3 protein-coding genes are annotated in these 22,942 nt (G+C 52.6%); all 3 read right to left on the bottom strand.

What is annotated here, in order from left to right:
* Positions 1-29: 29 nt before the first annotated feature.
* The 3 genes from MKS89_RS13840 to MKS89_RS13850 all read right to left on the bottom strand — a co-directional run bounded on the left by MKS89_RS13840 (position 30) and on the right by MKS89_RS13850 (position 22,939).
* Entirely contained in the window at positions 30-1,736 is a 1,707-nt protein-coding gene (locus tag MKS89_RS13840; RefSeq protein WP_072963507.1) for a cyclic peptide export ABC transporter, read from the bottom strand.
* Between the two features lie 75 nt (positions 1,737-1,811).
* Complete coding sequence (locus tag MKS89_RS13845) at positions 1,812-10,064, bottom strand: non-ribosomal peptide synthetase (protein ID WP_072963509.1); 8,253 nt, start codon at positions 10,062-10,064, stop codon at positions 1,812-1,814.
* Between the two features lie 2 nt (positions 10,065-10,066).
* On the bottom strand, positions 10,067-22,939 hold the full coding sequence (locus MKS89_RS13850; protein WP_252518333.1) for a non-ribosomal peptide synthetase: 12,873 nt from the start codon (positions 22,937-22,939) through the stop codon (positions 10,067-10,069).
* Positions 22,940-22,942: the final 3 nt, after the last annotated feature.

The following is a 22,942-nucleotide window of genomic DNA, read 5'->3' on the forward strand; positions in this document are numbered from 1 at the left end:
AGTTATTCCGGTTCAATTGTCGCTTGACGTTAAACCGATATCGTCATCATTTCTTCTTCCTCAACGGCTTCGGTTGCTGCGCCCTCGTATCTATTCTGAATGTGATTTTCCACAATATTGCCGCTTTCGAACTTAATCAGCTGATCGGCAAGATGGAAATAACGATCATCATGGCTGATGACCAACACCAGTTTATTCTGACGTTTCAGTTCAGGAATGATCCGGGTATAGAAGATCTCGCGGAAACGCGGGTCTTGATCCGCAGCCCACTCGTCGTAAAGACAGATCGGCGTATCTTCGATATATGACATCAGTAATGCCAACCGTTTTTTCTGTCCCTGAGACATCGCAACGGAGGAGAGCTTACCGTCTTTGGAAGTGACTTTCGTAGTCAGTTCCAGATCAGCGAGATATTTTTGGATCACTTCGTCTTTTTCCGGTTCACCCTCACCATTGAGAACATGCTCGAATAAATGGAAATCCGAGAAAATAGTCGAGAACATCTGTTGATATTCATGCGTATCAATTGCCTCCGAAACCACTTTATCATCGAGCTGAATCGTACCTTGATTCGGGCGATACAAGCCGACCAACAATTTGGCAAATGTCGATTTACCACTACCGTTTCCACCGGTCAGGAAAATCGCCTCACCACGCTGAAATTCAGCATTCACGGGGCCGACATGGAATGAATATTCATCATCTTCCGATTGATATTGAAACATCATGTCCCGAACGGTCAGGCGCTGCCATGATTCATTTTCCGCTGGTGGTTTTTTCTCCGCTTCCGTGGTGCGCTGAAAATCTTCCAACTCCGCCAGTTCAAGGCTCTCGATATTGCGGTAAGAGCTTGAACAGTCACTGAAGCGACTCATCGAATCAATCACGCCCTGCAATGGATTCACCATATACAGAATGGTCAGGACAAACGTGACGATCACTTCCAGCGGCACATTGGGAAAATAAATCCGACTACCGAAGACAATAATGCCAATCACGAAGAACACTAACGTCGAAGCCATACTGCCCATCATGGTAAAGATCACCGACACTTTAACGCTCCGCTCACGAATCGCTTTAAAGTTTGGCTCCAGGAGCTGATTGTAGGTAAAACGGCGACGATTGGCATTGATACTCAGCTCTTTAATCCCGTCAACCAAGGTTTTGAGGCCACTGAACATGTCATCTTCATACTCACGTAGCAGCATGTAATGGTGGAATCCGCGTTTCAGGAAAAACTTAGCAATCACGACAATCAACGCAATCAAGACGAAAACGACCGAGAACAGTTCCCATGAGGTATACACCATATATCCGAGACACAGCATCACCGTCACTAGACTGTAGATAAAGCCCGGCAACATCAACAGTCCGTCAGATAACTTGGCTGCATCCGTTTTCATCGCCGCCATCACACGGTGACCACCAATCTGTTCCAGCATCGCATACGATGTTGAAAGCAGCCGCTTCGCCAGTGAATCACGAAACTCATACACTACCCGGGCACTCAATTTTGCCAACAGATAACGGGAGGCGAGGCTGAATAATAATACCGTCGCCACCACACCGACAAAAATCAGAAACGCGTTTGGACCGGGCGATTTTCCGGCACCAATCAGGCCAACCTGAGCCGTGATGATTCTCAGCATCATAATCCCCGCTAACGCACCAACCACACTCAGGACGGTTGCTGCGAATATCTGCCATTTAAAACGACTTAAAATGGATTTAAACATCTCAATTCCTCATCTATTTGAATGTGGCTGCACTATCGATAACATGCTCGAATACAGTGGCCACAACATCTTCAGTTAAATAGCAGTCTTACCCTGAATCGTATCCGTCAGCAGACGAACGTCGGGTTGCTTTAATAATGTCATATGATTTCCCAAACTTTGTCGCACGCTGATGTCTGGCATCAGTGTCTTCCAACCGACAAAACGTTCCGGTGACGAACCTTGTGCGATCACCAGCGTGGTCGATGTCTTCGGTAAAACCTCCGGTGTAAACCAAATACGAATATGCGTCGCAAAAGCGCGATAAATCGCTTCAAAGTCACGGCTCCGGGTGCTTTTCGGCAATAATCCGCTGTCAATCAAACGACTTAACGTCAATGCAAGACGCGCATGATACGAGAGCGGTGCCAGCTCGCTTGATGTTAAACCGAGTGAACAGCCGCGCATTTCAAATAACTCAATCAGACGGATCAAAGCCTGAAGATCACTGTATTCCTGATGATAGGTGCGCATCGGCACCCGGGAATCTGCGATTGTCAGTGATTTCACCGGAATGCCCTGCGCCTCCATCTGAGTCACCAGCGACAGAGCGACCCAGCCACCGAATGAGTGACCGACAATGTGCAGCTCATGTGCGCCCAACTGGTCTCGTAATGCATCGAGATAGAAAGATGCCGCCGCCTCAACACTGCTATGAGGAATACCGCCACCCCATAATCCCCGCGGTTGAATCGCCAGAACCGTCCAGTCAGATGGCATGGTCTGAACAAAATCAACAAACGAGAACACATTATCCCCGGCACCGGGAATACAGACGACGAGTGGTTGACCGGATTTCCCGTTCTGCAATTTCATCACCGGTGTTTCATCAGCGACCTGATGTGCAGGGTTATGTCGATAAAAATCTGTGCGACGGACAATCACTTGTGAAATTGCTGCACCGACATCTGAAATATAAGGGGCACTCATCAACTCATAATGTGTTCCGGGGACGGTGACACAGTGGATATTCTCACTCGGTAGAATCTGTGACCACCCAAGCAGCGGCTCAATCGCCAGTGATTGTTGTGTCGCAATCAAGTCGAGGTGAATCGGTAAAGGCAACGGCTGATACGCTGCACGAAGAAAGTCTTTCTGATGGATTAACATCTGATGAAAATACGTTTCCGTCCACGCCTGAGGTAAATACCCCTCAGTACATCCGATGCGATAGTAGTCCTGCCAATGGTCTTGTTGTGGCAGTTCAACAGCAGCGCCGCGCATCTGTCCGGCAAGATATTCGACGATATTATGGCTCAGCGCCGTGATCATCTCGTCATCAGTCTGCACCGGCTGTTCAATGATGCCCGGTACCCAGCTATCTAACATACCGATAAATTCAATCTGCTGATCCTGACCGAGTAACTGCGCTGCCACTTCATAAGCCAACACACCACCGGAAGACCAGCCAAACAGCCGATATGGCCCTTGCGGCTGGATCTGACGGATCATACTGACATAACGCTCTGCCATCCGTTGATAGGTTTTCAATGAGGTCTGCATTCGATCCGGTGCCGATAGTCCGTAGACCGGAACATCTGGATCGATGTTCGCTGTCAACGTCGGTCCGTATAACAATTCTCCACTGAATTCAGGGACAATAAACAGCGGCAGTTGTTTCCCGGTGGTACGGAACGGGATGACTTGATCGTGCTGCGCTATACTGTCAGCGTCTTGTGTCGCTGCATCCTGCGCCTGAGCAAATGTTGCTGCCAGTTCATGCAGAACGGGCGTAGTCATTAGTCTCGCCAAGTCCAGCGTCATCCCCTGCCGCTGCGCTTCACTGACCATCCGCACCGCCAGCAAGGAGTGACCGCCCAACTCAAAGAAGTTGTCGGCACGCCCCACCTGTTCAACACCCAGCAGCGCTGACCAAATCGCTGCCAGTTGTTGCTCCGCATCACCCACCGGTGCTTGATATTCATGCCGCACCACCGAGCTGATATCCGGCTCCGGTAATGCCTTACGGTTCACTTTACCGTTCGGCGTCAATGGCATCGCATCAATCACCACATATACCGCCGGCACCATGTGCGCCGGTAAGCGCTCAGACAACTCGGCTTTCAGTGTCGCCACATCCGGCACAACATTCGTGTCAACCGCCGTGTAGTAACCGACTAACTGTTTATCAGAGCTCTGTTTTTCAGAACGGGTACCGAATGCTCGGGCAACCACCACGCCATCCTGTACGCCTTCACAACCTTGCAAGGCTGAGCTGATTTCACCCAGCTCGATACGGAAACCACGGATTTTCACCTGGTCATCATTGCGGCCCCGATACTCAATTGTGCCGTCCGGTAACCAGCAACCCACATCGCCGGTACGGTACATCACCGGATGAGCGTGCTCATCAGCGGTATACGGATTAACAACAAACCGCTCAGCCGTCAGTTCATCACGGTTGAGATAACCCCGTGCAACCTGAACACCACCAATGTATAACTCCCCTTCTACACCCACCGGTACTGGATGCCCCTCACTGTCGAGGACATACATCTGAGTATTGGCAACCGGACGACCGATTGAGACTCGGTCACCCGTCAGTTGCCGTGGACAGTGCCATGCCGTCACATCCACTGCCGCTTCTGTCGGGCCATACAGGTTGTGTAATTCAATCTGGGGTAAGCGTGCATAACTCTTGCGTATCGCTTCCGCCGGTAGCGCTTCACCACTACAGAACACCAGACGCAGGCTCGGACAATCATTCGGGCTGACCACCTCAAGGAAGCTCTGCAACATTGGGGGGACAAAGTGCACAATCGTTACCCCTTGGGTGGTCATGAGGGTTTTCAAGTAATCCGGGTCTTTGTGCCCTTCGGGTTTCGCCATCAATAATGTAGCCCCCGACCAAAGCGGGCAGAAGAACTCCCACACCGACACATCAAAACTGAACGGGGTTTTCTGCAACACCACATCATCCGGACCAAAACCGTAGTCTTGTTGCATCCAGTGCAGACGATTGACCACCCCACGGTGCTCGTTCATCACCCCTTTCGGTAAACCAGTCGAGCCCGAGGTGTAAATGATGTATGCCAGATGACGGTTGGTCAGCTCAGCTACCACAGGATTGGTCGCGGGACTATCAAGCCATGGTTGCACCGGAGAGGCTAAATCGACTAAACGGGTTGTCGCGGGTATCTCTCCCAGACGTTCAACTAAACTGCCGCAGGTCAACAGAGCCACCGGCGCACTGTCGGATAACATATACGTCAGTCGCTCACTCGGATAACCCGGGTCGAGCGGAACATATGCGCCGCCCGCTTTGAGAATTGCCAGCAGAGATACCACCAGCTCACAACTTCTTTCCAGACAGACCGCAACCCGGCTATCCGGACGCACGCCTTGTTCAATCAGCCAGTGCGCCAGTTGGTTCGCCTGCGCATTGAGCTCGGCATAACTGAGCGACTGGTCTTCAAACACCACCGCGGTCGCGTCTGGGCTGCGAGCCACCTGCGCTTCAATCAGCGTATGCAGACAGGATGCGTCAGGGAATGACGTTTGGGTCTGGTTGAACTGATTGAGCACAAGGTCGCGTTCAGCATGGGGCAGAACGATTAACTGACCAACCGGACGCGCCGGTGCATCGGTTAAGGTCGTCATTAACGCGGTCAGCGCTTGCTCGACCATTTCCGCCATCCGTTTCGCGCCGATACGGTGATCAACTTTGAAATCTAAACTGAAACCCACGCCTTCGAGATCATCGACCGACAGCCCGACCGGATAGTTGGTCCGCTCTTCATTGGCGAGCATCTCAATGCCTTCCCACGCCGAAACCGATTGTGCAGCGTCGATATCCGTTTGGGCACTTCCGCCTTGATAACGGTAATTTAAAAGTGACGTGAATAATGGTGCCGGGGCACTGACGCCACTGCATTTCTGTACTTGAGATAGCGGTGCATGCTCATAGTTGAGTAATTCGGCCAGTCGCTGATGGGTCATCTGCACCGCTTCCCCGGTTTTCATCTGCCCAAGAGACAAGCGCAGCGGTAAGGTATTGAGAAACATCCCTAACGCGCGATCCGCCCCGTCACCGCCGGCCATCCGGCCGAACAATACGGTGCCGAAAACCACATCATCTCTCCCCGTGGTGGCCCGAACCACCAATCCCCAAGCTAGATGGAACAGGCTCGCTGCACTGACGCCATATTGCCGGGCCTGAGAACGGATCTGCTGTGCCAGCCGATCATGAACCGGGTGGCGTAACGATTCAATCTCATAGCCATGACTCTGTGTTTCCAGCCAATCAAACGGTGCAGAAGGCTGCTCGATGTCAGCCAACTGCTCACGGAAATAATCGAGATATGTTTGCTGACTCAGTTCGGTTCGCGCCTGAGCGACAAAATTCCTAAATGGGATGGGCTGTGGTAATGCATGCTCCTGTCCCAGCAAATGTGCCTGCACTTCCTCGATCACTAATTCCAGCGTGGTGTGATCCATACACAAATGGTGCTGAAGTAAGCACATGACCCAACGTTGTTGCGCCGGATCGGCAATATAATGAACCGCTAACATTGGGGCTTGAGAGACATCCATCTGCACGCGGGAAGGCGCAAAATAGGCCTGTAGTCGCGCCACCAGGTCGGGCGACGACGCAGCGTTGTTGTCCGCTCCGTCATGCGAAGATGAAACCGCCAATAGTTGCTCCATCTGTAGCGCATGAATCGCAAGTGGCGCTTGACGCCACACCACCTGATGCGCTTCCCGTAGTCCGTCCCAGACGATACCGGTCCGTAAAATATCATGACGCTGAATCACAGCCTGTAATGCATTGAGAAAATCCGTCATCCGCGATTGTTGATCAAAGGTGAGGATCACGGGCGTAATGTATGGGTCACTCTCCTTCTGCAGGATATGGTGATACAAAATGCCTTCTTGTAACGGGGCCAACGGATAAATATCCTGAATATTGGCGGCGCCACCCGACACACTGGCGGTAATCACGGCAATCTCTGCGGCGCTCAGCTCGGTGAGCGGCAACATCTCAGGAAGAATCTGCGTACACGCCTCAGGAATCTGATTGCTCGGTACACTCGCAGCCAGTGACACAGCGTTTTCTGTTAGTGCGTTTGCCAGCGCAGCCAGCGTCGGATAATTGAACAACGCTTTGACACTCAGATGATAGCCACGCTGACGCAGTTGTTCGATCAACTGAACCGACAGGAGTGAATGCCCGCCCAGTTCGAAGAAATGATCTTGGCGACCAATCTGTTCCAGACCCAATAAGTCACACCAGAGGGTAGCAAGTAACTGTTCAACATCGGTTTGTGGCGCTTCATAGATCCGGTGGGCAAATGCGCTTTCATCAGCCGGAGGCAAAGCCTTATGATCCACTTTACCGTTCGGTGTCAGCGGTAATTGTTCCAGTAACATATAAGCCGATGGAATCATGTAATCCGGCAGACTCTGATGTAAACGAGATTTGAGCGCAGCCAAGTCAACGGTGACACCAACAGTCTGCGTGTAATAGCCGACCAAACGTTGATTGCCGCGCTGATCTTTTTGCGCGGTGACGACCGCTTCCTGAATCCCCTCGCAGCGACGCAGTGCGGTTTCAATTTCACCCAACTCAATACGATAGCCGCGGATTTTGACCTGATTGTCACAACGTCCCTGATAGTGGATCAGGCCGTCTTGCTTCCAACATCCTAAATCACCGGTACGATACATCCGCGCATCGGCTTGGGGTGAGAATGGATCGGGCAAGAAGCGCTCGGCCGTCAGTTCAGGACGATTCAGATAACCGCGGGCAATCCCGACACCACCGATGTAGATTTCACCGGTCACACCATGGGGCACAGGCTCACCGCTGGCGTCAAGAATATAAATCGTGCTATTGGGTCTTGGTAACCCAATCGGTGGCTCACCGTTAAACCCTTGATGTAACGCGCATGTTGTCCCCCAGATGGTGGTTTCTGTCGGTCCGTAACCGTTATACACCATACGCCCTTCGGTCAGCCAAGGTTCAATCACCGTCCGGGTGACGGCTTCTCCCGCGGTTAACAGCATTTTCAAATCCGGTAACGGCACATCGGTGCGCAGACTCCCCAGCGCTGCGGGCGGTAAAGGGGCATGCGTAATGCGGCGCGATTTGAGAATCGTCAGTAACGCTTCTCCGAGCGGCTGCTCCGACCCGGCAAAATGTAACTCGGCACCAGAACAGATTCCCAAGACTATCTCAAACAGACTCGCATCAAAGCTGATTGAACTGAACTGTAATACCCGACTTCCCCGGCCGACAGCGAGCATATTTCGCTGCGCATATGACACGTTACATACCCCTTGGTGGGCAATCATCACCCCCTTCGGTTTGCCAGTCGAGCCTGAGGTATAGATGATATAGGCCAGATGCTGTGCCGTCAGGCCAAGTGCTGCAACACTCAAATTGGTCGTCGCGTAATCAGCCCACATATGGCGATGGGCATCCACATCCACGACCGTACAATCCGGCGCGATTTCACCGAGCCGCGGCAGCACGTCTGCATGTGTGATCAACACCTGCGGCGCACTGTCGGTCAGCATATGAATCAAACGCTCGTCAGGATAATTGAGATCCATCGGCACATACACCCCGCCCGCTTTCATCGTCGCTAACATCGCAATCAACAAATCAGCACTCCGAGGGAGAGAAATTGCCACACGGCTGTCGGGAGCGACACCGTGTTCAACCAGGCAATGTGCCAACTGATTCGCCCGTAAATTGAGTTCACCATAGGTCAATGATTCACAATCAGTAACCAGCGCGGTTGCCTCCGGTGTTTCATCAACAAACGATTCGAACAGTTGATGAATACAGGCATCATCAGGAAATGCCATAGCGGTCTGATTCAACGTGGTAATGAGATAATCCCGCTCGGATTGCGGCAAAATCGGCAACGTGCGGACATCGGCATCGCGCTCAGCAACCATCCCTTCGAGCAGGCATTTCCAGTAACCGAAATAACGCTTGATCGTGGCGGGATCAAACAGTGCTGTCGCATAGTTCAGTATCCCGGATAAATGGTCATCACATTCAGTCATGATCAGCGCCAAATCTACTTTGGCGGAGTGATCGGGGACATCAACATGAGATAACCGCATCTCGTCCAATGCTGCTTCAACACGGGGCTGATTCTGCAAGGTAAATAAGACCTGAAAGACCGGAGAATAAGACAAACTGCGTTGCGGTGCGACGGCCTCTACCACTTGTTCAAACGGAATATCCTGATTGGATTGTGCTGCCAGTGAAGTCGCTTTGACCTGAGCCAGTAACGCCTCGGTATTCAACGGTTGCGATAAATCCACTCGCAACGCCTGCGTATTGACGAACATACCGATCAGGTGAGCGACTTCTTTGCGGGTCCGACCGGCGACCGGCGTGCCGATCACCACATCATCCTGCCCTGCCAGACGTCCCATCAGGGCTGCCCAACTGGCGAACAACGTCATATACAAAGTACATCCATAGCGTTGACTTAACGCTCTCAGCCCAGCGGTCAGTTCAGCATCCAGCGTGACACTAACATTGTCACCAAGATAGTCGCGCTGTTCGGGACGAGGGCGATCGCTCGGTAATGACAGCAGTTCAGGCGCACCTTGCAGATGAGAGACCCAATACTGCTGCTGTTGCTCAAGCACTTCGCCTTGGATATGGTCTTGTTGCCACTGTGCGTAATCACCAAACTGGATGGGCGGTTTCGGTAGTGGATCGACGCCATCCTGTACATACGCATGATATAACGCACTTAACTCTTCAGTCAGGATGCCCATCGACCAACCATCAGCGACGATGTGGTGCATCATGATATACAGGGTGTGATCAGTATCCGTTTGACGAATCAAACGCCCTTGCACCAACGGCCCTTGGGTGAGATCAAACTGGGGAGCTTCATAAGCGGATTCAGCCTCACCCGCAACCGAGTGACAAATCTCCAACGGGAAACCGCAATCCGGTGCACCGATGATTTGCATCGGTTGCCCCTCACGAACCTCAATATGCGTTCGCAAAGCGGCATGGCGAACCACCAACTGATCCAACGCCTGCGTTAAAGCCGTCATATTCAGCGGCCCTTCAATGCGCAGCCCGGCGGCAATCACATAAGCCGCGGTTGTCGCAGAATCCATTTGTGACATCACCCATAACCGCTGCTGGGCCAGCGACAATGGAAATTCTCGTTGGCTTTCATCAGCAGCCACGATGATATCTTGCCTAGGAAGTTGGGGCTGTGATGCCCCGTCTTGTTCAAGTTGTTCCAGAATTGCCATCATTTCTTCAGGTGACAATTCATCAATAGAAAAGCGTGTATCAGTCATGGTTATTTCTTTCCTTTGGCTAAACGCTGCGCCATATTTTCAATATCTTGTGATGCAAAAGCAGAAAGTTTGATGTAAGCCAGCTTCATCGCTAACGCAGATAGCACTGAGTGCTCAAAAAGTTCCGTAATCGTCACCTCAATATGGAGGCGGTGTTGTATTTCCGAAATCAGCCGAACCGCCAATAATGAGTGTCCCCCTAATTCAAAGAAGTCATCCTGACGTCCCACTCGTTCAACATTGAGTAACTGACACCAAATATCAGCCAGCGTCGTCTCCATAGCATTTTTCGGCGCTTCGTATTGTCGGACGACAAACGCCGTTTCATCCGGCTCCGGCAGCGCTCTGCGGTCAACCTTACCGTTGGCCGTCAACGGCATCTCTGCCAGCGCAACATACGCCGTCGGCACCATGTAACTCGGTAAACATGCCGCCAAACGGGATTTCAGCTCACTCGCGGTCAGTGCCTCTTCTCCCTGAGTGAAGTAAGCCACCAGACGTTTTGATGCAGAATCACCCGTAGCGATGACCACCGCTGAAGCCACGCCACACGACACTAACGCTGACTCGATCTCGCCCAGCTCAATCCGGAAACCGCGCACCTTGACCTGAAAATCATTGCGACCGACGAACTCAATCGTTCCGTCTGCGCGTAAATACCCCAGGTCTCCGGTCCGGTACATCCGCGCATTCGCTGACGAGGCATACGGGTCCGGCACAAACCGCTCTGCAGTTAATTCCGCTTGATTGAGATAACCCAACGCCACCCCGTCACCGCCGATATACAGCTCACCAACCACACCTTGCGGTACCGGCTGACCATGACTGTTGAGTAAATACACTTGGGTATTGCCTATCGGACGACCCAATGGAATGCTCACCGCATGTTCATCCACCGCGGTAATTTCATGGGTCAGGGCGAATGTTGTGGTTTCCGTCGGGCCATAACCATTCAGCAGATGCTGCGGGGCACTCTCGGACAGCACTCTACGAATTACCGCCGGGTCAAGCGCATCACCGCCGACCAACAAATAGCGCAGGTTGGGGAATACCGATTGCAAACCTTGGGCATACTGATTAAATAAGCCGACCGTCAGCCACAGAATGCTGACCTGATGCTGTGTTAATGCTTGGGCGAAGGCATGGACGTTCAGGAGCGTCTCTTGCTCAATCACCACCACCGCCGCGCCATTGAGCAGCGGTGCCCACACTTCTAATGTAGTCGCATCGAATGCGGGGTTGGCCGCCAGCGCAATCCGGTCTGAAGGTTGCACCGCCATATAGCCGTTGTTCAGGACTAACCTTGCAATGGCTCGGTGTGGCACGACGACACCTTTTGGCTGACCGGTTGAGCCCGAGGTGTACATCACATAGGCAGGTGAGTCACCTTGTACCGCAACCGACACGACTTCTTCACAATGTTCGCTCAGCAGTGATTCATTCAGCGTCAAGACTTTGAGTGATAAGCTATCCGGTGTCGTTTCCGACTCAGTCAATAACACCTCGGCGCCACAATCATCCAGAACATAACGCTGACGTTCGGCAGGCGCATTTGGATCAAGCGGTACATACACCCCACCACATTTTAAAATCGCCAGCTCAGCCACCACTAACGCAGCTGAACGCGGCAACCGCACTGCGACTCGCTGACCGGGGGCCACACCCAATGTTTGTAAGCGGTGCGCCAACGCATTAGCACTTCCCTCTAGCTCGCTATAACACCATTCACCCGCTTCGGTGATGAGCGCGATGGCATCCGGTGAAGCACTCGCCTGTTGGCTGAACAGCGTATGAACCCCACAATCGGACGGGTAGTCAGAGTCGGTTTGATTGAAGTGTTGCAGCACATGCTGCTGCTCACTGTCGGTCAGCATCGGCAGAGCACCGACAGATAACTCAGGCTGACGAACCATCTCTTCTAATAAGGTGATCCAATAGCTGAGATAACGCTGCACGGTTTCCGGCTCAAACAATGCACTCGCATAGGTTAAATAACCATTGAGGCCGCCGTCATGTTCATGAATTTCAAGACTCAGATCAAACTGGGCCGTTGATAGTTCATTGTCTAACGCTTCCAGTGTCAGTTCAGGAAGTTGTATCTGATCCGTCGGCGTATTTTGCAACGCGAACATCACTTGGAAAATCGGTGCATGAGACAAACTGCGCACCGGTGCAACAGTTTCAACCACTTGTTCGAACGGCATATCCTGATTGGCTTGTGCCGCCAGTGCCGTCTCTTTGACTTGCGCAAGCAAATCTTGTGTATTGAGCGCTTCGGTCAACTGAACCCGCATTGCCATACTATTGACAAACATCCCGATCAAGCCTTCCACATCACTCTGGGTTCGTCCGGCGATCGGAGAACCAATCACGATGTCGTCCTGACCGGAGAGACGCCCCATCGCCACGGACCACCCGGCCAATAGCGTCATGTAGAGCGTACAACCACGACGTTGACTCAATTGACGCAGTTGCTCGGTCAACTCGCGACGGATAACAACCGGCAGACTTGCCCCACTGTAATCTTGATGCGCCGGGCGAGGCCGATCCGTCGGCAATGTCAGACAATCCGGAATATCACGTAACTGCTCGTGCCAATACTGTTGCTGACGTTGCAACACCTCGCCTTGTAAATGCGTCTGTTGCCATGCCGCATAATCACCATACTGGATCGTTAGTGGCGGCAGCGGATCAACCTGACCATTGCAGTGAGCGGTGTACAGTGCAGCCAACTCACGATTAAAGATCCCCATCGACCAGCCATCGGTAATCATATGGTGCATGACAATCCGTAACCAATGCTCCCGATCAGATACGCGAATTAATTGTCCCTGAATCAAGGGGCCCTGAGTGAGATCAAACGTTGGCGACAGTGGCGCAAGCTCATCCATCACGCCTTCTCCGTCAAGGTAGGTTAACGGGAACCCGACACTCGGTGCACTCACCACTTGTATCGGCTCATCAGCAACAAGTGCAAAATGAGTCCGTAATGCAGCATGTCGGGCAACGATCTGATCCAGCGCCCGTTGCAATGCATCGACATCTAATTTGCCTTGCAAACGCACACTTCTCGGCACGGTATAAGCCGCCGTGGCCTGTGCATCCATCTGAGATAAGAACCACAAGCGTTTTTGCGCCAGAGATAGTGGAATGGCTTGCCCCTCTGGCAGTGGCGTAATCGCAGGTAAGGTTGAACCTTGTGCATCCTCAAGCAGCGCTGCCACTTCATGTAATGTCGAATGAGAAAACAGTGTCGTCAGTGATAATTCCCGCCCCAACTGCTCACGCACCCGTGACACCATCCGCACCGCCAGCAAGGAGTGACCGCCCAACTCAAAGAAGTTGTCGGCACGACCCACTTGCTCAACACCCAGCAGCGCTGACCAAATCGCTGCCAGTTGTTGCTCCGCATCACCCACCGGTGCTTGATATTCATGCCGCACTACCGAGCTGATATCCGGCTCCGGTAATGCCTTACGATTCACTTTACCGTTCGGCGTCAATGGCATCGCATCAATCACCACATACACCGCCGGCACCATGTGCGCCGGTAAGCGCTCAGACAACTCAGCCTTCAGGGCTGCCACATCCGGCACCGCATCTGCCTGTGCCGCCGTGTAGTAACCGACTAACTGTTTATCAGCGCTGCCACCGAAGGCTCGCGCAACCACCACGCCATCCTGAACACCGGTACAACCTTGTAGCGCTGAGCTGATTTCACCCAGCTCGATACGGAAACCACGGATTTTCACCTGGTCATCATTGCGGCCCCGATACTCAATCGTGCCGTCCGGCAACCAGCAACCCACATCGCCGGTACGGTACATCACCGGATAGTGATGCTTGTCGTACGGATTGGCAACAAACCGCTCCGCCGTCAGCTCATCACGGTTGAGATAACCCCGTGCAACCTGAACACCACCAATGTATAACTCCCCTTCAACACCCACCGGTACCGGATGACCCTCACTATCGAGGACATACATCCGGGTATTGGCAACCGGACGACCGATTGAAACCCGGTCACCCGTCAGTTGCCGTGGACAGTGCCATGCCGTCACATCCACCGCTGCTTCCGTCGGGCCATACAGGTTATGTAATTCAATCTGTGGTAAGCGCGCATAACTCTTGCGTATTGCTTCCGCCGGTAGCGCTTCACCACTACAGAACACCAAGCGCAGGCTCGGACAATCATTCGGGCTGACCACCTCAAGGAAACTCTGCAACATTGGGGGGACAAAGTGCACGATAGTCACCCCTTGGGTGGTCATGAGGGTTTTCAAGTAATCCGGGTCTTTGTGCCCTTCGGGTTTCGCCATCAATAATGTAGCGCCCGACCACAGCGGGCAGAAGAATTCCCACACTGACACATCAAAACTGAATGGGGTTTTCTGGAGCACCACATCATCTGCGTTGAACCCGTAGTCTTGTTGCATCCAGTGCAGACGATTGACCACCCCGCGGTGCTCATTCATCACTCCTTTCGGTAAACCGGTCGAGCCCGAGGTGTAAATGATGTATGCCAGATGACGGTTGGTCAGCGCTGCCACCACAGGATTGGTTGTCGGACTATCGAGCCATGGCTGCACCGGAGAGGCTAAATCGACCAAACGGGTTGTTGCAGGAACCTCTCCCAGACGTTCAACTAAACTGCCGCAGGTCAACAAGGCTACCGGCGCACTGTCGGACAACATATACGTCAGTCGCTCACTCGGATAACCCGGGTCGAGCGGAACATACGCGCCGCCCGCTTTGAGAATCGCCAGCAGAGATACCACCAGCTCACAGCTTCTTTCCAGACAGACCGCAACCCGGCTGTCCGGACGCACGCCCTGTTCAATCAGCCAGTGCGCCAGTTGGTTCGCCTGCGCATTGAGCTCGGCATAACTGAGCGACTGGTCGTCAAACACCACCGCGGTCGCGTCTGGGCTACGAGTCACCTGCGCTTCAATCAGCGTATGCAGACAGGATTCGTCAGGGAATGACGTTTGCGTCTGGTTAAACTGGTTGAGCACAAGGTCGCGTTCAGCGTCCGGGAGGATATTCAGTGAGCCAACCGCTTGGGTGGGTGCCGAGACCATCTGCTGTAACAAAGCGTGCCAGTATCCGAGATAGCGTTTAACGGTGCCTGCATCGAAGAGAGCCGTGGCATAGTTCAGCGTTCCGGAAAGCTGACCATCCATTTCAAAGAGATCTAAGCTCAGATCAAACTGCGCGGTCCGACGTTCGGTTTCCAATAAGGAAAGAGTGACACCAGATAGCGCCTGCGTTTCTTGAGGTGTATTTTGCAAACTCAGCATCACTTGGAACAGTGGCGGATGAGACATATTTCTTGTTGGTGCAACCGACTCCACCACCTGCTCAAACGGAATATCCTGATGGGCCTGTGCCGCCAGTGCCGTGTCTTTCACCTGCGCCAGCAGATCAATCGTGTTCGGATGATCAGACAGATCAACTCGGATCGCCTGCGTATTGACGAACATGCCGATCAAAGGTTCAACCTCAGCACTGGTACGTCCGGCAATCGGCGAGCCAATCACCACATCATCCTGACTGGCAAGGCGTCCCATCAATGCCGACCAACTGGCTAATAAGGTCATGTAGAGCGTACAACCTTGACGACGGCTTAAATCTCTCAGCCCGTCAGTGATAGCCTGATCAAGCTGCACCGGAATGACTGCACCGTCATAGGACTGATAAGCAGGCCTGATATGATCGGTCGGTAAAGTCAGACATTCAGGAATGCCCTGCAACTGTTGCGCCCAATAAGCTTGTTGCCGTTGCAGAACGTCCCCTTGTAGATAGCGCTGTTGCCATACGGCAAAATCACCATACTGAATGCTCAGCGGTGGCAGCGGATCTGCATCACCTTGAGTAAACGCGTTATACAATTCTCCCAGTTCACGGATGAACACATTGACCGACCAACCATCGGAAATGATGTGATGCATCGCAATTCTCAACCAATGCTCTTCGTCACTGATACGAACCAACTGTCCTTGAAGTAAGCGTCCGCTATCCAGACTGAATTGAGGCTGGAAAGGGACGTCCGTTTGCGTGTCCATCACCAAAGGGAAACCAACGGTTTCAGATGCGATGACCTGCGTTGCCAGCCCGTCACATTCAATGAAATGTGTGCGTAGAATTTCATGCCGGGCGACAATCCGGTCCAGCGCCTGTTGAAGTGCTTCGATGTTCAATCGTCCGTGCAGTCTGGTGCCACCGGCAATAATATAAGCCGATGATGCTGCCGGATTCATCCGTGACAGGAACCATAGCCGTTGTTGTGCCAACGACAACGGTGGGGTTTGTTGACTGGCATCTCGCGTAATCGCAGGAAGACGTTGCTGTGATGGCGTCAGATCGCGGTCTTGCAATGTGGCAGCCAACTCAGACAGTACCGGATGAGCAAACAGCGTGGTCAGCGAGATTTCAAGCCCAAGTGCAACTCGGATCCGAGACACGAGCTGAATAGCGATTAATGAGTGCCCGCCCAGTTCGAAGAAGTCATCATGACGCCCCACCTGACTCACACCCAACAGACCCGACCAAATCTCAGCCAGTTGAACTTCCACATCTCCCTGTGGCGGCTCATAAGCCCGGTGCGGCAAATGACTTGCATCGACCGCCGGTAAAGCCTTCCGGTCAACCTTGCCATTCGGGGTTAACGGGAAGGCATCCAACGCGATATAAATCCCCGGCACCATGTAATCCGGCAAGCGGCGGCGTAACTCGGCCTTTAATCCTTCCTCAAAACCCTCACCGGATTGCGCAGCGTCTTCCGCCACATAATAACCCACCAGCCGTGGCTCTCCGTCCGCCATCTCAGGCGCAGTAACCACCGCATCAGCAATACCGGCATAACCCTGCATCAGCGACTCGATTTCACCCAGCTCGATTCGGAATCCCCGAATCTTGACCTGAAAGTCACTCCGCCCTAAACAGCGAATCCGACCCTCACTATCCCAACGACCCAAGTCACCGGTTTGGTACATCAACGCACCGGATTCAGCAACAAACGGGTCCGGGATAAACCGCTCGGCGGTTAAATCATCGCGATTGAGATATCCGGCCGTTACCCCGGCGCCGGCAATGTAAATCTCACCACTGGCACCCACCGGAACCGGCTGGTGTCTCTCATCCAGAATATAAATTCGGGTATTCCCAATCGGTTGACCAATCAGGACGCCCGTATCACTGACGCGCAAAGGATGGGTCGCTGACCAGACTGTCGTCTCTGTCGGGCCATACATATTCCACAAACGACCGACGCGACTAAGAATCTCATCCGCCAGCACTTTCGAGAAGGATTCTCCGCCAATCAGTCCGGTTAACCGGGGCGAGCCCTGCCACCCTGCTGCCAGTAAAAGTTTCCATGTCGCCGGGGTTGCCTGAAACAGGGTAATCGCCTGATTATCCAGATAAGCAGCCAATGCTTCACCATCACGAGACAGCGCTTTATCGGCCAAGTGCAGGGCGGCACCACTTAACAGCGGCAGATAAATTTCAAGCACATGAATATCAAAGGATATCGTTGTCACCGCTAATAAACGGTCATCACCACTCACCTGATGTTGCTGCTGCTGACCGGTCAGGAAGTTGACCACCGCCCGGTGCGGCACCATCACCCCTTTGGGTTGTCCGGTTGAGCCGGAGGTATAAATCACATAGGCCAGATGGTCACTACTCAGCGTTGCCACTTCGGGATTGTTCACCGGCTCATCCGCCAGCGACTCACGATTGAGTTCAAGCACCTGTAACTGGGCGGCCTGCTCACCGAATGTCTGCGCAACATCAACGCTGCCGTCGCTAATCAGAACCACCGGACGGCTGTCGGCCACCATGTATTGCAATCGCTCGGACGGGAACAACGGGTCGAGCGGGACGTAGGCACCACCCGCTTTGAGGGTCGCCAGCAAGGTCGTGACCATGGCACAACTGCGCTCAACCATCACGGCGACATAACTGCCCGGTGTGACCCTCAGTGCAATCAGACGATGAGCTAACTGATTGGCTTGCGTATTCAGTGCGGCATAACTCAGCGAGTCATTCCCTGAAACCACAGCGGTGGCATCAGGTGTCTGCGCCGCTTGTGACTCAAATAACTGGTGCAGACATGCTTGCTCGGGATAGAGCATTGCGGTCTGGTTAAAGGTGTCGAGCACGAGATGACGCTCTTCAACAGGCAACAGATCCAATTGGTCAATGGATGTCTCAGGAAGCGATATATCAGACGGTGTCATCAGCGTGTTCACCAACCCATTCAGTGCCGTTACGAGCATTGCGCCAATCCGATCGCCACCGATGCTCCGACTGACATGGATATCTAACGAGAAACCACCGTTGACAATATCGTTAACCGCCACGGTTAATGGGTAATTGGTATTTTCGGCAGCAAAGACCACGGTTCCCAGCGCATCGCTCTCCTCAGTATGCTGTGCGCTGCCACCTTGATAACGATAGTTGAGAAGAGAACTGAATAGCGGTGTCTGATTGCTCAAGCCACTACACTGTTGCGCCAAAGCCAATGACGTATGTTCATGTTCAAGTAACTCACCCAATCGCTGTTGGGTCTGAGCCAGCGCTGATTCTACCGATGCCCCTGCAAAAGAGATCCGTAATGGTAGCGTATTGAGGAACATGCCTAACACGCGATCAGCCCCTTCACCGCCAGCCATCCGGCCGAACAGTACCGTGCCGAAGACGACATCGTCCTGCCCCGTCGCCATGCGCACCACCAGCCCCCAAGCAAGATGGAATAGCGCAGCAGAACTCAAACCTTTCTGACGCGCCAGCACGCGCACCTGATCTGCCAAATGCGGATCAATCGCGACATGTACTCCTTCCGTCAGCTCACTTTGTGTTTGTAGACCGAATGGCACACAAGGCTCATCAAGATCACCCAACAATGCCTGAAAATAGCGCAAATGTTCATCGCGGCCAGATTGGTTCAGAGTGGTTTGCGCGACAAAGTTACGGAACGGTAACGGCTTGGGCAGCATCGCTTCCCGCCCCGTCATGTAAGACTGTACTTCTTCAACCAGTAACTCCAGTGTGGTGTGATCATTACACAGATGATGGAATAAGAAGCATAACAGCCAGCGATCTTGCGCCGGATCTGCGACTTTGTAGATTTCAATCATGGGTGCACGCTGGATATCCATCCGTGTCCGGGCCGGGTCAAAGTGACGACTCAGCGCATCAGCCACATCCCCCGTCGGTTCAACATGCTCAAGTTGCGCTGCCTGAAGTGTTTTCAGCACGACCGGCGCTTCGCGCCACACCACTTGGACGGGGGTCTCCAGTCCATCCCAAACGACGGCAGTCCGTAAAATGTCATGTCGCTGCACCACATGCTGCAGGGCGCTGATAAACGTCTCGATTTCCGTTTCACGTCTGAAACTCTGAATAAATCGGGTAATGTATGGGTCACCTTGTTCGGCCAGTAAGTGGTGGAATAAGATCCCCTCTTGAAGTGGTGCCAGCGGATAAATATCCTGAATATTCGCCGCACCGCCAGCGACGGTCTGACTGATCCGATCAATCTCTGGCTGGCTCAGCGTCACCAACGGTAACATCTCTGGTGTGATATGCTGACAACCTGCGGGAATCAGATTCGGCGGAATTTCGCTTTGTGGGTTCGTGGTATGAGCGACCAAGGTTTCAGCTAATGCTGCCAAAGTTGGCCGGGCGAACAGATCCCGGATCACCATCTGATAGCCCTGTTGACGTAACCGTTCGATCATTTGAACAGCCAGTAACGACTGACCACCGAGCTCAAAGAAGTTATCATCTCGGCCCACTTGTTCAACACCGAGTAACGCAGACCAGATCTCAGCTAAAGTCGATTCAACGACACCTTCTGGTGCAGTAAACGCTTGACGGACAAATGCACTTTCATCCGGCTCCGGCAGCGCCTTGCGGTCAACTTTACCGTTGGCATTCAACGGCATGTGATCCAGTGCAACATAGGCTTTCGGCACCATGTAATCAGGCAATCGCTCAGCTAATCTTGATTTCAGTTCCGCTGCCGTGATCTGCGGATCTTGAGTGGTAAAATAGGCCACTAACCGTTTCGAACCGGCATCTTCACCTTGGGCAAGCACGACCGCACTGTCAGCACCGCTTGAAAGCAATGCCACTTCAATTTCACCCAATTCGATACGAAATCCGCGAATCTTGACCTGAAAATCATTTCTACCGATAAATTCGAGTGTGCCGTCAGGGTGTCTGTAACCCAGATCACCGGTTTTATACATCCGTGCATTCGGCTGTGATGAATACGGGTCAGGAATAAAGCGTTCTGCGGTCAATTCATCTTGGTTGAGATATCCCAACGCGACACCGTCACCACCAATATATAATTCACCGACAACCCCTTGTGGCACCGGTTGTCTCTGATCGTTCAGCAGATATATCTGTGTGTTGCCAATCGGATAGCCAAGCGGAATGTTCACCGCATCCTCATCCACGGCTGTTACTTCATGTGTTGTCGCAAATGTGGTGGTTTCTGTGGGGCCATAACAATGCACCACATGCTGTGGCGCGCCATCGGACAGCATCCGTCGGATCACCATTGGATCAGGCGAATCCCCGCCAAAGAATACATAGCGCAATCCCGGTAACACGGTTTTCAAATCTTGCGCATATTGATTGAATAGACCGATCGTCATCCACAAAACACTGACTCGATGATCAATCAATGCTTGCTCAAGCGCTTGGACGTTCAACAAGGTATCTTGATCAATCACGACCACCGCAGCACCATTGAGCAATGGTGTCCATAATTCAAAGGTGGTTGCATCAAACGCAGGGTTGGCTGAGAACGAAAAACGATCCGCAGGCTGAACGGTTATATAACCATTATTGATCACCAGTCGGGCAATGCCCCGATGAGGGATTACAACGCCTTTCGGCTGACCGGTCGAGCCCGAGGTGTACATCACGTAAGCCGGCGCATCCCCACTGACAGGAACCGACACGGGTTGCTCACGAATCTCATTGACCAATGATGCATCCATCTCCAATACCGTGAGCGTCGGATAATTCGCTGTCGCACCGGGCTCAGCAATCAAAACCGTCGCACCACTATTGTCCAGTATATAATCCAGTCGCTCTGTCGGAGCCGTTGGATCAAGCGGCACATATACCCCGCCGACTTTCAGAATCGCCAGCTCCGCCTGAATCAAAGCTGCTGAGCGCGGCAGCAGAATGGCGACGCGCTGCCCCGGTCGAATACCAAGTGTTTGCAGTCGATAAGCCAGCGCATTGGCGCGCGCCTCCAGTACGGCATAAGTCAGATCACCATCATCAGTCACCACCGCTGTCGCATCGGGCGATGCATTGACCTGCTCAGTAAACAGCGTATGAACGCCCTTATCTGCGGGATAATCATAACGATTCTGATTGTATTGATGGATGACGGTGTGAAATTGCTCGTCATCGAGTATTGGCAATGCCGTCACTGGTAACTCAGGCTGCTCAACCATCCCTTGCAGTAAACGGATCCAATAGCCGAGATAGCGTTCAACCGTCGCTTTTTCAAACAAGGCTGTCGCATAATTCAGATAACCAGACAAAGTGTCGCCCGATTCACTGAGCAGCAGACTCAAATCAAATTTTGCAGTCTTAAATGGTTCTTCTTCCGGAGATAAAGAGATATCGGGGAGACTCAAGGTTGAGTCCGGCAGATTCTGGAGGGCAAAGATCACCTGAAATAACGGTGTATACGCTGGATTACGGTTCGTCAGTACCGCCTCAACCACCTGTTCAAACGGCATATCCTGATTGGACTGCGCAGCCAGTGCCGTGGCTTTTACTTGTGCCAGTAACGCGGACGTATTGGGTTGCTGACTTAAATCAACCCGCAGTGCCTGCGTATTGACAAACATCCCGATCAAACCTTCTAACTCAGCGCGGTTTCGCCCGGCGACAGGGGCACCGATCACCACATCATCCTGACTGGCCAGACGGCTCATTAACGTCGCCCAACTGGCAAACAGGGTCATAAATAGCGTGGTATCATGGCGCTGTCCCAAGGCTTTCAATGCAGCAGTTAACGTCCGGTCCAACGTAAAATTCACACTGGCACCGGCATGGTCCTGCACCGACGGACGTGGAAAATCGGTTTTGAGAGCCAGATACTCCGGTGCATCTTTCAGTTGTCCGACCCAGTAATCCCGTTGACGGGGAATAACGGATTCAGCGAGAGATTGTTGCCAGTGGGCATAATCAGCAAACTGAATCGGTAACGGGGGCAGCGGGTTACTTTGTCCCTGACACAATGCAGCATACAACGTGCCGACTTCGCGGATAAACACACTCATCGACCAACCATCGGCTATGGCATGGTGGAAAGCCACACGTAGCACGAATTCATGGTGTTGAACATGGACCAATTCGGCTCTGACCAATGGCCCTGTCGATAGATCAAAATGAGGCAAATAAGGCTCTGAGAGATCGACTTGATCATAATTGATCTCATCAAGTAAGAACCCTGTATCCGCAGGTATGATCTGCTGAAAAGGTTGCCCATCCCGAGTAATAAAAATGGTTCTGAGGGCTTCATGGCGGGAGACCATGTGATCCAGTGTTTGTCGTAAGATGTCGGTATTCAACTGACCTTTCAGCCGAAATGAACCGTTGATAATATAAGCATCGGATGCACTCTGCTCCATTTCAGACAGAAACCAGATCCGTCGCTGTGCCAGTGCTAAAGGCTCTCCTTCCGGAGAGCGGGCGACAGGTTCAATCGCGGCAGGCTTGTCTTTCTTTTTTCGTTTCAGGCCTCTTGCTTTTGCCAGCTCAAATAATTTGACGACATCATCGCCAGACAAGTTATTCATCGATGCACCCAAATCATCATTTGTACTCATGGT

This window comes from Vibrio gazogenes (genome assembly GCF_023920225.1).
GTDB lineage: Bacteria > Pseudomonadota > Gammaproteobacteria > Enterobacterales > Vibrionaceae > Vibrio > Vibrio gazogenes.

What these genes read in the sequence shown, in the direction of transcription:
- MKS89_RS13840 (WP_072963507.1), bottom strand. Translation starts at nt 1,736, where the DNA reads ATGTTTAAATCCATTTTAAGTCGTTTTAAATGGCAGATATTCGCAGCA.
- MKS89_RS13845 (WP_072963509.1), bottom strand. Translation starts at nt 10,064, where the DNA reads ATGACTGATACACGCTTTTCTATTGATGAATTGTCACCTGAAGAAATG.
- MKS89_RS13850 (WP_252518333.1), bottom strand. Translation starts at nt 22,939, where the DNA reads ATGAGTACAAATGATGATTTGGGTGCATCGATGAATAACTTGTCTGGC.